We start from the raw sequence: 11619 nt of genomic DNA on the forward strand, positions 1-11619 counted from the left end.
TGCCATGGTCAGGTGGGATCGGCGACGCTGGAGCAACTGGGCCGGCGACGTGATAGTCGAGCGACCCGAACGACGCTACTACCCCGGCACCCGGGAAGATCTGATCGCGATCATCGGTGACGCCGAACGCCAGCAGCCGCCGCAACGCGTCCGCGCCAGCGGCAGCCACTGGTCGTTCTCGGACATCGCGGTGAGCCCGGACTGGTTCGTCGAGACCCACGACCTGCGCGCCACCCTCTACGACGTGATCCCCGCCGCGCTCACCGCCCGGGCCCGCCAGGAACTGCTGGACCAGGACGGGGCGGAACCCGTCCACAGCTACTACCACGTCGAGGCCGGCATCACGATCCACGACCTCAACCTGCGCCTCGACCGCCGGGACCTGCCCAAGGCCGACCGCGAGTGGGCGCGCATGCCGGTGGACGCGATCACCGGCCCGTGGCCCGGCGCGAACAAACGCTGGGCCCTGCCGACCATGGGCGGCGCCGCCGGTCAGACGCTCGCCGGGGCGATCTCCACCGGCGTCCACGGCGGCGACCACGACCTGCCGCCGATGGCCGACATGATCGTGGCCGTCCACCTCATCGGGACCGGCGGGCAACAGTGGTGGATCGAGCGGGACACCGCGATCACCGACCCGGGCCACGTCCGCAGGCTGCTGCCCGGCGTCGAGTACCGCGCCTGCACCGAGCTGTTCGACGCGGTCCTGGTCTCCGCCGGCCGGATGGGCATCGTCTACGCCTACGTCGTGCGCGTCGTCGAACAGTTCGGGATGGAACAGACCACCCGGGCGTCGACGTGGGAGGACGAAGCCGCCGGCCTGCGGCCGCCGTTCGGGGCATTCCAGGACACTCGGTTCCTGGAGGCGCTTCTTGTTCCGTACGCGGATCGGCACGGCCGGCACACCTGCCACCTGACGACACGCCGGACGATCCCCGTACCCGAGAAGGGCACCGGCCCCCACGGGCCGGACTTCTTCGGGCTGCTCTGCCGGCACTCCACCATCACACCCGTCGTCCTGGTGCTGATCGCCGTGACCGTCCTGGCCATGGCGGTGTCCTGGCTGATACCGGTCATCGGCCCGATCCTGGTCAGCCTGGAGGGCCTGATCCTGCTCGGACTGCTCGGGCTGCTGATCTTCGCGAGGGGATCGCTGGGTGATCTCGTCGCCCGCGCCTGCAACCTGGCGAACCGGCTCGGCCGCTCCGCCCTGGTACGCCGGGCCATCGAGACGGTGTTCAACCGGTTCCGCCCGTCGGTGACACAGAGCGACGTGGGATACGAACTGATGGACCTCTCCGAGACCGGCGGCGATTGTTACCGGGCCGATCCGATGGAGGTGTTCTTCGACGCCGCCACCGGTGCACACGCCGACTTCCTCGAACAGGACGTGTTCCCCGCCTTCGTCCGCTCCGCCAAGGCCGGCCGCACCGTCGCGGGATACGTCTCGCTGCGCTTCACGCGACGGTCCTCGGCACTGCTCGCCATGCAGCAGGGCGACCCCACCGCCTCCATCGAGATCGCCCTGCTCAAGGGGGTCGAGGGCAACACCGAGATCCTGCACGCCCTGCAGGCCGCGGCACTACGGCGCGGCGCGACGATCCACTGGGGCCAGCGCAACACGATCGATGCCGCCGCCGTCGCCGCCGGCTATCCCCGGCTGGGACTCTGGCGCAAACGCCTCGCCGAGGTCATCGGCGACGGCAATCCGGGCACCTTCGACAACGCGTACTGCGCGGCCCGCGGCCTGGAACCGTAACCTCCCCGATAGAAGCAGCGCAGCAACTGTCGGGTGGCCCGAACCGATGTCGCCCACGATGGGCGCATGGATGACACGACCCTGGTATCCCGCTTCCTGCGCGACGGCTTCGTGAAGCTGGAGGGCGCGGTCGCGCCGCGGGTGGCCGCGGACTGCGCGCGGCTGCTGTGGCGCGAGACGGGCTGCGACCCCGACGACCCAGCGACGTGGACCAAGCCCGTGCACTGGGTGGCCGGCATGGCGCAGGGGCCGTTCGCCGCCGCACCCAACTCCCCGTTCCTGCACCACGCGTACGACCTGCTCGTCGGCGCGGGACGCTGGCAGCCGCGCTACTCGCTGGGCAGCTTCCCGCTGCGCTTCCCCCACGAGGAGGAGCCGGACGACGCGGGCTGGCACATCGAGGGCAGCTACCTGCCGGACGGCGAGAGCTGGTACTTCACCAACCTGCGTTCCCGGGACCGGGCCCTGCTGATGCTGTTCCTGTTCAGCGAGGTCGGTGCGGACGACGCCCCGACCAGGATCCGGGTCGGCTCACACCTCGACGTGCCGAAGGTGCTGGAAAAGTACGGCGAGGACGGAGCGAGCGGGCTGACCCTTGCGCCCGGCCTGGTGGTCGCGTCGGAGCATCGGCCGCTCGCTCTCGCCACCGGGTCGCCGGGCGATGTCTTCCTGTGCCATCCCTTTCTGGTGCACGCGGCGCAGCCGCACCATGGGGTGCGGCCCCGTTTCATGGCTCAGCCGCCGCTGATGCCGGCCGAGCCCTACGAACTGGAGCGGGCCGACGGCGCGTACTCACCCGTGGAGATCGCGATCCGCCGCGGCCTCAGGCAGGAACCGTCCGCGACGTGATCCATTCGGTCGGTCTTCGCGCGCTGGACCCTGATGGACGGGAGGCCTGGACCAGCAGGCGCGCACGGTGAGGTTGTGTGCGAGCCGGCTGTCGTTGGGGGCGCGTTGTCGCTACAACCAACGGCGGCGAGGAATGATATGACCATGGACGCGCCCTGGCTGACCGAACAGCAACTCGCGGCCTGGGTACGCCTCGTCGCCCTCGTCGAGCTGCTGCCCGGCACGCTCGACTCCCAGCTGCGCCGCGACGCCGGCCTCACCTCGTTCGACTACTTCGTGCTGGCCATGCTCTCCGAAGCACCGAGCCGCACCCTGCGGATGACCGACCTGGCCCGCCAGACCAACGCCACCCTGCCCCGGCTGTCCCACGTCGTGCAGCGGCTCGAGACCCGCGGCCTCATCGAACGCTTCCCCTGCCCGCAGGACCGGCGAGCGACGAACGCCCGGCTCACCCCGGCCGGCTGGACGAAGGTCACCGAGACCGCACCGGGCCACGCCGCCACCGTCCGCGACCACGTCATCGACGCACTCACGCCGGAGCAGATCGCCCAGCTCACCACCATCGCCGACGCCATCCTGCAACGCCTCGACCCGGACGCGGCGATGAGCGGCACCTACAACCGCTACGACCGCCCGCCGGAGTAACCCGCTGTTCTCCAGCTCTGATCGGGGAGCCCGGCCGGCACTCCCAGCAGCTCCTCCAGCCACCCGGCGACCGCCCGCAGCGCGGGAGCCGCCAGCCCATGGTGACCAGGTCGCGGCGCGCCGCTGGCCGAACCCGCGGTGGCGACGACAGCCGGGTTCACCCGATCGTCCCGGCGGTGGCGACGCCGGACCAGCGGCTGATCTCGGCGGCGAGGTCGAGGCGGTCGACCGGGGCGGTGTTCTCGAACTCGCCCCACTGCTCACGCGGCAGCATCCACATGATCTCGAACTCGTTGCCGTCCGGGTCGGCCCCGTAGACGCTCTTGGTCGCGCCGTGGCTGGACTCGCCGGTGAGTGCGCCCGCCTCCGCGAGGATCCTGCGAGCCTGTTCCAGTTCGTTGATGGTGTCGACCTGCCAGGCCAGGTGGTAGAGCCCGATGCCGCCGCGCTGCCTGGGCGGAGCGGCCGGGCCGACGCCGAACAGGCCCAGGTCGTGGTGGTTGCCGGAACGAGGCAGGCGCAGGAAGGCCGCCCTCGCCCGCGGCTCACGGACGGTGACGACCATGCCCATGACCTCGGTGTAGAAGTGCTCCGCACGCTCCAGGTCGGCGACGAACAGGACCGCGTGGTTGAGCCGTACCGGTCCGATACCCATGATCGACCTCCTTTAGTTGACGAGTCAACGATACCAGGGAAATGGTTGTTGCTTCAACTGATTTCCTGTGCGATAGTTGTAGCAACAACCAAATCGTGAGGAGCACATCGTGAGCCACATCAGCATTCTCGGTACCGGCAACATGGGCCAGGCCATCTCCACCCTCGCCACCAAGGCGGGCCACACCGTCGAGCTGTTCAACAGCCACGACACCGCCAAGCCCGTCACCGGCGACATCGTGGTGCTCGCCGTCCCCTACCCCGCGGTCGCCACCGTCCTCGCCGAGCGCGCCGGCCAGTTCACCGGCAAGGTCGTCGTCGACATCACCAACCCGCTGAACTTCGCCACCTTCGACTCCCTCACCGTGCCCGCCGACAGCTCCGCCGCCGCCGAGATCGCCGCCGCGCTGCCCGCCTCCCGCGTCGTCAAGGCCTTCAACACCACCTTCGCCGCCACTCTCACCAGCGGCACGGTCGGCCCGAACCCCACCACCGTGCTCATCGCCGGCGACGACACCGATGCCAAGACCCAGATCGCCGGCCTGGTCACCGGCGCCGGCCTCAACGCCATCGACGCCGGCGCGCTGACCCGCGCCCGCGAACTCGAAGCCCTCGCCTTCCTCCAGATCACCCTCGCCGCCGGCGAGAAGATCAGCTGGACCGGCGGCTTCGGCATCGCCGCCTGAAACCTCGGCGCACAGCACTCGGCCTGGAGTCAGCAGTTCTTCGTTCTCAAATCCGACGCGCACAGCTACGAGAAAGGTGTGCGGACAGCTTCCTGCAGCCGGTGGGGCAGAACCTCGTGGCGTCACCGCACACCCTCACCGGCAACGACCTCTTCGAATGGCGCGGTGGCAACCCCGACTACGGGCTGTTGCACGCCGAGTCGGGGCGTTTCCTGACCGCGGACAACGCCGGTCTCGTCAAACTCCGACCGACCAATCTCGGCTGGGGCCAAGCACTACGCCGGCTGTCGTGACGCCCTCGCCAACCTCCTGATTCCGGCCGGCCGTCGTGCCGGCCCGGACACTTCGCGGTTCCGGCGGCGCTCGAAGCGTCCCGCCTGCCCTCCTCCGCCGCGGCAGTGAGGGCAGCCGGCACGCCAGCCTCAGCCCGCCTCCGCCGCGGCGGTCAGGGCAGCCGGCACGCCAGCCTCAGCCCGCCTCCGCCGCGGCGGTCAGGGCAGCCGGCACGCCGGCCTCAGCCTTCCTCCGCCGCGGCGGTGAGGGCAGCCAGCACGGCGGCGACGGCCGGCGGGTCGGGTGGCTCACCGTAGGTGGCGGCGCAGATCTGGCGGCGGAGGCCGAGCTCGGTGGCGTGAACGCCGGACCGGCGATGGGCCCGCAGGGCCAGGCCGGGCAGGGTGGTGACGCCGAGGCCGGCGGCGACCAGAGACTGCACGACGACCATGTCGTCACTCAGCGAGCCGATCCGGGGAGTGAAGCCGGCGCGCCGGCACACGGCGAACAGTTCCGCCTGGCACCGCTCGCAGCCCCCGATCCACGGTGACTCGCGGTGGTTCTCGAGGGAGTCACCGGGCTGCCGGCTGATGAGGTAGAGCGGGTCCTCGCCGAGCGGCAGGAGGCGGAACTCCTGGTCCTCCAACGGTGCGTCGACGTGCCGGAACACGAGAGCGACGTCGATCTCCCCGTGGCGCAGCATCTGCAACGACTCGTTCGGATGCCGCTCGACCAGGCTGAGCTCGATGCCCGGATGCGCCTGCGACAGCGTCGCCACCGCCTCGGGCACGAGCGTGCTGAGCACCGAGGCGTTGGCAGCCACCCGGACCCGCCCGGACTGCAGGCCGACCTGGGCCGCGAGCTCGTTCGTCGCCGCGTCGAGCCGGCCCAGAATTTCGGCGGCCCGGCCGGCCAGCAGCCGTCCCTCGGGCGTCAACCGCATGCCGCGGCCGACCCGCTGAACGAGCCGGACGCCGGTGGCGGCCTCCAGCCGGGACAGGTGGTGGCTCACCGACGGCTGCGAGTAGTGCAGCTCGCGCGCGGCCTGAGTCACGGATCCGTGGCGGGCCACCGTGGCGAGGACCTTGAGGTGGATCAGGCTCAGCATTCATCAATTCTATTAATGCAATACGCTCGATTTCGGCATTGGACGTCATGTCAGATGCTCGACATGCTCAGGTGACGGCGGCCAGTAGGGCCCGCCCCAGCGTCTCGACCCCGTCGGCGGGGGCGGGGCGTCACGGCGCGGCCCTGGTAACGACCGCCCAGGCGGTGGCGCGGCGATGCAGCCGGCGGCACGAACCGAAGTCAGTCACGCGAAGACATGTGAGGACAACACCATGACCGGCAAGGTGATCTGCAACATCACGGTCTCGGCCGACGGCTACGTGGCCGGGCCCGGCCAGAGCGAGGAACGGCCCTTCGGCGCGGACGGCGGTGACGGGTTCGGGGACCGGTTGCACGCCTGGATGTTCGCCGATCCGGAGGAGAACCGGGCCGAGGTCGAGGAGATGGCCGCCTACCGCGCGGTGATCATGGGCCGGAACATGTTCGGCCCGGTACGCGGCGCGTGGGACCGCCAGTGGAACGGCTGGTGGGGTGACGACCCGGTGTTCCACTGCCCGGTGTTCGTGCTCACCCACCACAAGCGTGAGCCCCAGCCGATGGACGGCGGCACCACCTACCACTTCGTCAGCGACGGCATCGAGGCGGCACTGGTCCGGGCGCGCGAGGCGGCCGGCGACGGCGACGTCGCGATCCTGGGCGGCGCGGACACCATCAACCAGTACCTCGCCGCCGGCCTGGTCGACGAACTGCGGCTGCACATCGTCCCGCTCATCCTCGGCGGCGGCGCACGGCTGTTCGACGGCGTACCGCCCTCGGCTCTCGAACAGGTCAAGTCCCGGGCAGCCACCGCGGTCACCCACCTGACGTACCGCGTGGCGAGCTGAACCAGGAGTCTCCGGGGCTGCTGATCGGGGGTCGCCGGATTAGGGTCCTTCACCATGATCACCCCGCCGTGGCCGGATCCGGTACTGCAGCATGCCGCCGACCACCTCGCCGCCGGCCGCCCCGAACCCGCTTACGCCTGTCTCGGTGAGGCTGTGCCCGACGCCAACCGCCGCGAGTTCTACGCCGACGTGCTCGGCAAGGTCGGCGAACGACATGTCCGGATGCTGGAGGCCAACGCGTACGCGGCCCATGAGGACGCTCCCCGATGGCTGCTGGCGGGCGCGGCCCTGTGTTACGCGGCCTGGTCGGCGCGCGGCGCGAACCGGATGCAGTACACATCGGACGACCAGGTCCGGGGCATGAGGCAGTTCTCCCAGCAGGGACGGTTCCTGCTCCAGCGGGCCGCGGAGCTGGCGCCCGGCGACCCGGTGCCCTGGACGCTCCTGCAGAGCGTCGCCAAAGCCTCTCCGATCAGCCGCACCGAGGTTGCGGAAGTGTGGGACCGGCTGCACGCACTCGCGCCGGACTCGTACGCCGGCAATTTTCAGCGGCTGACCGTCCTGTGCCGCAAGTGGTACGGCAGCACCGACGAGATGCTGCGGTTAACCCAGGAGCAGAGTGGCCGCCAGCCGGACGGTCACCCGCTGTGGTCCCTGGTTCCCAAGGCCTGGATCGAGGTCTACTGCGACAGCTGGATGTTCGGCAACATGGTGAAACGCGCCTACTGCATCATCAGCAAGTCCGCCCTCAAGTCCCGGACCGCGCGCAGCCAGGTGGACGCGGCGTCCGAGCGCATCCTGGCGACCGACGCCTATGCCGGCCACCCGTGGTTCGAGGCGGCTCATCAGGTGTTCGGTGCGTACTACGTGAACGCGGGACAGACCGGCCGGGCCCGGCCCCACCTGGAGCGCGGCGGGACCCGGGCGGCAGTGTGGGCGTGGAACATCTTCGCCAACGACGACGACGGCGAGCAGGCCGAGCTGGTCAAGGCCCGGCAAGCGGTCGGACTCGCCGACCGCACCTGATCCCGGCGGGCCGGGTGACTATCGCGGGCTCACGCCCTTGACCACCGCAGACTCCGGTAAGCCGAGCGCCTCACGCAGGTGACTCGTCAGGGAACTGGTCACCGGCACCTCCCGCGCGGCCGCGAGATATTCGGCGACGGTGCCGGCCGCGGCGACACGCTGGTATCCGGCCGCACGCTCCTGGAGGTGTTCATCCAGGGCACCGACGATGGGCTGGACCTCAGCGGGCCAGTGGTGCTTCCGGAGCCCTTCGGAGAAGGCGACGGTGGCGTCGGCCGCACCGGCAGCGAGCTTCTTGTGCTTGGCCAGATTCGACTTGGTCGGCTTGGGGGCGGCCATCCATTTCTCCCGAGCGGCATTCGAAGCGGCGCTGAGCTTCGCGTACGCCTCCCCGGCCCCCTCGATCGTCAGGACCGGTTCGGGTGCTGCCGAATCGGCCGAACCTGTGCTCGCGGGCGGCGACGCCTGGACGTCCTGGGAAGTGCAGCCGGTGAGACCCACCAGAGACAGGCACACCGCAGCGGTGATGCCCACGAGCTCGCGCTTCATGAAACGGCCGGCCTTCCGTCGGTCCAAAACTCGCTGGGGACCATCGGCAGGGCGCTGCACCCATGAAGGTAAAACGGGCCCGAATCTCAGCCGGACAGGTTCCTCAACCGGGATCCCGCTCTGCCGCAATCAGGGGGTACAGCCGACAAAGGGAGCTCGAAAATGCGCAGGATCCTCGCCGCCGCCGTCCTGTTCTCCGCCGCTCTCCCCGCCGCGGTGACCATCGCTTCGCCCGCCCAAGCGGCGACCAAGCACAGCATCCTGGCCGGCATGACCGCCACGCAGACCGACGGCACCAGGTGCGGCGACAACGCGACCATTCAGAGCACGGTCAAGCTTCGTAAACGGCATATCGCCGTAGCCCTGATGGTGGATGTGTACATCGGCAAGCGCTACGTCACCACGCGCACCAACGACGTGGACATCGACGGTAGGACGAAGGTCTCCTTCACGACCTGCGTCCCCTTCAAGTACCTGTTCGACGCCGACGGCAACTACTACCCGACGAAGCTCAGGGTCGCCACGATGCCGCGCAGCCGTGACGTGATGACCGTGACCATCAAGCAGTTCATGTGCTGACGACTGATCAGCGACCTCGCACGGCCGTGGCCGGGCCTCCGCCGCGTCGCCCGGTGCGGTCGTAGATTGGGACCATGGATTACACGCGTCTGGGGAGCTCAGGACTCAAGATCAGCCGGATCACGCTCGGGTGCATGAGCTTCGGCGAAGCGGGCCGCGGCGCCGATCAGTGGTCCCTCGACGACGAGGCGGCCGAGCCGATCTTCCGGCAGGCGGTCGAGCTGGGGATCACGTTCTGGGACACCGCGAACGTCTACAGCCTCGGCTCCTCGGAGGAGGTCGTCGGCCGGGCCATCCGCAAGTACGCCGACCGCGACTCGATCGTGCTCGCCACCAAGGTGTTCTTCCCGGTGCACCAGGGCCCGGGCGGCTCCGGGCTGTCCCGCAAGGCGATCCTGGAGAACATCGACGCCTCGCTGTCCCGGCTCGGCACCGACTACGTCGACCTCTATCAGATCCACCGCTTCGATCCCGACGCCCCGGTCGAGGAGACCATGGAGGCGCTGCACGACGTGATCCGCGCCGGCAAGGTCCGCTACATCGGGGCGTCGTCGATGTGGGCGTGGCAGTTCGCGAAACTGCAGCACGCGGCCGACCTCGGCGGCTGGACCAGGTTCGTGTCGATGCAGAACCAGTACAACCTGCTCCAGCGCGAGGAGGAGCGGGAGATGTTCGGCCAGCTCGCCGACCAGGGCGTCGGCTCGCTGCTGTGGAGCCCGCTCGCCAAGGGACGGCTGGCCCGGCCGTGGGAGGACATGACGACCCGCCGCGCCGAGGTCGATCCGCTGCACGCTCGCTACGCCGTGGAGGAGAACCGCGGCATCGTGGACGCGGTCCGGCGGGTCGCCGAGGCGCGAGGCGTACCGATGGCGCAGGTCGCACTCGCCTGGGTCCTGCACAACCCGGTCGTCGACGCCCCGATCGTCGGCCCCACCAAACCCCACCACCTGACCGACGCGGCGGCTGCCCTCCAGCTGGAGCTGACCGACGACGAGATCACCGCCCTCGAGGAGCACTACACACCACGCCTCCCTTCGGGCTACTGACCGCGCGCTACCCGCGCCGGCGGAACCGGCAGGCGCACAGGCAACGCGACCCTGCGCCCCGCGGCCGCGCGATCCCCCGGCCTTGCCCGCATTAGCTAATGCTGCTAGCTTAAAGCTATTGCAGCTAGCTAAGCCGCATGGACCACCCCTCTGGAGACAGTGATGACTGAATACCTGACCGTCGGCGCCGGAACGATCGCCTACGAGGTGACCGGCCACGGTCCGCTGGTGGTGCTCGCCCCCGGCATGGGCAACAGCCGCCACGCGTACCGCTTCATCACGCCGAGGCTGGTGGCCGCCGGCTACCGCGTCGCCACCGTCGACCTGCGCGGTGCGGGCGAGTCGAGCGCGCAGTGGCCGTCCTACACCCGCACCGACATCGCCGGCGACCTGCTCGCGGTGGTCCGGCACCTCGGCGGCCCGGCGGTGCTTGTCGGTCACTCGATCTCCGGGGGTGCCGCCACCATCGCCGCCGCACAGGCTCCCGAGATGATCACCGGCATCGTCGAGCTGGCCCCGTTCACCCGTAAGCAGGCGGTCAAGCTGGGCGACCTGACCAACGCCGGCTACCGCAAGGGGGCAGTGCGGCTGGCCGGCACCATGATGGGCAGCCTGTCGTCGTGGAAGAAGTACCTCGACCTCGCCTACCCGGGCCGCAAACCCGCCGACTGGGACGCCGACCTGGCCGCCACCGAAGCCATGCTGCGCGAGCCGGGACGCATGAAGGCGCTGCAGGCAATGATGAAGTCCACGCCCGCCGACGCCGGCGCCCAGCTGGGCAACGTACGCTGCCCGGCCCTGATCATCGAGGGATCGCTCGACCCCGACTGGGCCGACCCGCGCGCCGAGGGCGAGGCGATCGTGGCCGCCATCCCGGCCGGAGCGGCCCGGCTCGAGGTGATCACCGGAGCCGGTCATTACCCGCACGTGCAATACCCTGACGAGGTGGCGAACCTGATGCTGACCTTCCTCCAGGCGAACGCTCGTGCCTAGAGCGGGCCTCGCCCCGGCCACCGTCGTCGCGGCCGGGGCGGCACTCGCCGATGAGGTCGGCCTGGCGGGCCTCACCATGGGCCTGCTCGCCGAGCGGGTCGGCGTGAAAACGCCGTCGCTCTACAAACACGTCGCCTCGCTGGAGGCCCTCCAGCGCGGCATCTCCCTGCAGGCCAAACGCGAACTCGGTGACGCCCTGGCCCGGGCCGCGGCCGGCAAGTCCGGTCCCGACGCCCTGCGGGCCTACGCCGCGACCTGGCGCCGCTGGGCCCTCGATCACCCGGGCCGCTACGCCGCCACCGTCCGCGCACCCTCCGATCAGGACGACGACGAGCAGGACCGGCTGGTGGCCAACGAGGGCTTACAGATCATGTACGCAGTCCTCGCCGGCTTCGGGCTGAGCGGCACCCGCAGCGTGGATGCCGCCCGCGTCATGCGATCGTCGCTGCACGGCTTCGCCACCATCGAGAGCGCCGGCGGCTTCGGACTGCCCCGCGACGTGGACCGCAGCTTCACCTTCCTCCTCGACACCCTGATCGCCGGCCTGCGGGCCGACCACCCGGTGCCGCCGGACGACCCGCACGACGATCAGCCACTGACACACTGAC

The 11619-nt window shown here is 70.1% G+C and carries 14 protein-coding genes; 11 read left to right on the forward strand and 3 right to left on the reverse strand.

The genetic code is table 11. The annotated features are described in order from the left end of the window. The first annotated feature begins 4 nt into the window (after window positions 1–4). The 3 genes from ACFQV6_RS27605 (at window position 5) to ACFQV6_RS27615 (ending at window position 3253) form a co-directional block, all read left to right on the forward strand. Window positions 5–1759 carry a hypothetical protein gene (locus ACFQV6_RS27605; RefSeq protein WP_378030511.1) on the forward strand — a complete coding sequence of 585 codons (1755 nt, stop codon included), beginning with the start codon at window positions 5–7 and terminating at the stop codon, window positions 1757–1759. Window positions 1760–1825: 66 nt separating this feature from the next. Beyond that, complete coding sequence (locus ACFQV6_RS27610) at window positions 1826–2608, forward strand: phytanoyl-CoA dioxygenase family protein (protein WP_378030512.1); 783 nt, start codon at window positions 1826–1828, stop codon at window positions 2606–2608. Between the two features lie 144 nt (window positions 2609–2752). Beyond that, window positions 2753–3253, forward strand: coding sequence for a MarR family winged helix-turn-helix transcriptional regulator (locus ACFQV6_RS27615; protein WP_378030513.1), 501 nt, complete (start codon window positions 2753–2755; stop codon window positions 3251–3253). 157 nt (window positions 3254–3410) lie between these two features. On the opposite strand, the gene ACFQV6_RS27620 is transcribed toward ACFQV6_RS27615, so the two are convergent. Then, a complete protein-coding gene (locus ACFQV6_RS27620; RefSeq protein WP_378030514.1) occupies window positions 3411–3908 on the reverse strand; it encodes a VOC family protein in 498 nt (165 codons plus the stop codon). A 109-nt stretch (window positions 3909–4017) separates the two neighbouring features. On the opposite strand from ACFQV6_RS27620, the gene ACFQV6_RS27625 reads away from it, so the two are divergent. Beyond that, window positions 4018–4593, forward strand: a complete 576-nt coding sequence (locus tag ACFQV6_RS27625) for an NADPH-dependent F420 reductase (protein ID WP_378030515.1) — start codon at window positions 4018–4020, stop codon at window positions 4591–4593. Between the two features lie 101 nt (window positions 4594–4694). Further along, window positions 4695–4886, forward strand: a complete 192-nt coding sequence (locus ACFQV6_RS27630) for a hypothetical protein (RefSeq protein ID WP_378030516.1) — start codon at window positions 4695–4697, stop codon at window positions 4884–4886. Between the two features lie 221 nt (window positions 4887–5107). On the opposite strand, the gene ACFQV6_RS27635 is transcribed toward ACFQV6_RS27630, so the two are convergent. Beyond that, window positions 5108–5974 (reverse strand): LysR family transcriptional regulator, encoded by an 867-nt coding sequence (locus ACFQV6_RS27635; RefSeq protein ID WP_378030517.1) that lies wholly within the window; start codon window positions 5972–5974, stop codon window positions 5108–5110. A gap of 232 nt (window positions 5975–6206) precedes the next feature. On the opposite strand from ACFQV6_RS27635, the gene ACFQV6_RS27640 reads away from it, so the two are divergent. Together ACFQV6_RS27640 and ACFQV6_RS27645 are read left to right on the forward strand one after the other, a co-directional pair. Further along, window positions 6207–6818, forward strand: a complete 612-nt coding sequence (locus tag ACFQV6_RS27640; protein WP_378030518.1) for a dihydrofolate reductase family protein — start codon at window positions 6207–6209, stop codon at window positions 6816–6818. Between the two features lie 54 nt (window positions 6819–6872). After that, entirely contained in the window at window positions 6873–7844 is a 972-nt protein-coding gene (locus ACFQV6_RS27645; protein ID WP_378030519.1) for a hypothetical protein, read from the forward strand. 18 nt (window positions 7845–7862) lie between these two features. On the opposite strand, the gene ACFQV6_RS27650 is transcribed toward ACFQV6_RS27645, so the two are convergent. Next, on the reverse strand, window positions 7863–8453 hold the full coding sequence (locus tag ACFQV6_RS27650; protein ID WP_378030520.1) for a hypothetical protein: 591 nt from the start codon (window positions 8451–8453) through the stop codon (window positions 7863–7865). Between the two features lie 102 nt (window positions 8454–8555). Between ACFQV6_RS27650 and ACFQV6_RS27655 the strand changes: the two genes are divergently transcribed. The 4 genes from ACFQV6_RS27655 to ACFQV6_RS27670 all read left to right on the forward strand — a co-directional run bounded on the left by ACFQV6_RS27655 (window position 8556) and on the right by ACFQV6_RS27670 (window position 11618). Continuing rightward, the gene (locus ACFQV6_RS27655) at window positions 8556–8972 is read left to right on the forward strand and encodes a hypothetical protein (protein ID WP_378030521.1); all 417 of its coding nucleotides are present in this window, start codon (window positions 8556–8558) and stop codon (window positions 8970–8972) included. 74 nt (window positions 8973–9046) lie between these two features. Next, window positions 9047–10018: an aldo/keto reductase gene (locus ACFQV6_RS27660; protein ID WP_378030522.1), complete on the forward strand. Its 972-nt coding sequence runs from the start codon at window positions 9047–9049 to the stop codon at window positions 10016–10018. Between the two features lie 162 nt (window positions 10019–10180). Beyond that, window positions 10181–11011, forward strand: coding sequence for an alpha/beta fold hydrolase (locus tag ACFQV6_RS27665; RefSeq protein ID WP_378030523.1), 831 nt, complete (start codon window positions 10181–10183; stop codon window positions 11009–11011). Next, entirely contained in the window at window positions 11004–11618 is a 615-nt protein-coding gene (locus tag ACFQV6_RS27670; RefSeq protein ID WP_378030524.1) for a TetR/AcrR family transcriptional regulator, read from the forward strand. The genes ACFQV6_RS27665 and ACFQV6_RS27670 overlap by 8 nt, the downstream gene beginning before the upstream one ends. The last annotated feature ends 1 nt before the right edge of the window (window position 11619 follow it).

It is taken from the genome of Actinoplanes sp. GCM10030250, assembly GCF_042666575.1.
Lineage (GTDB): Bacteria > Actinomycetota > Actinomycetes > Mycobacteriales > Micromonosporaceae > Actinoplanes.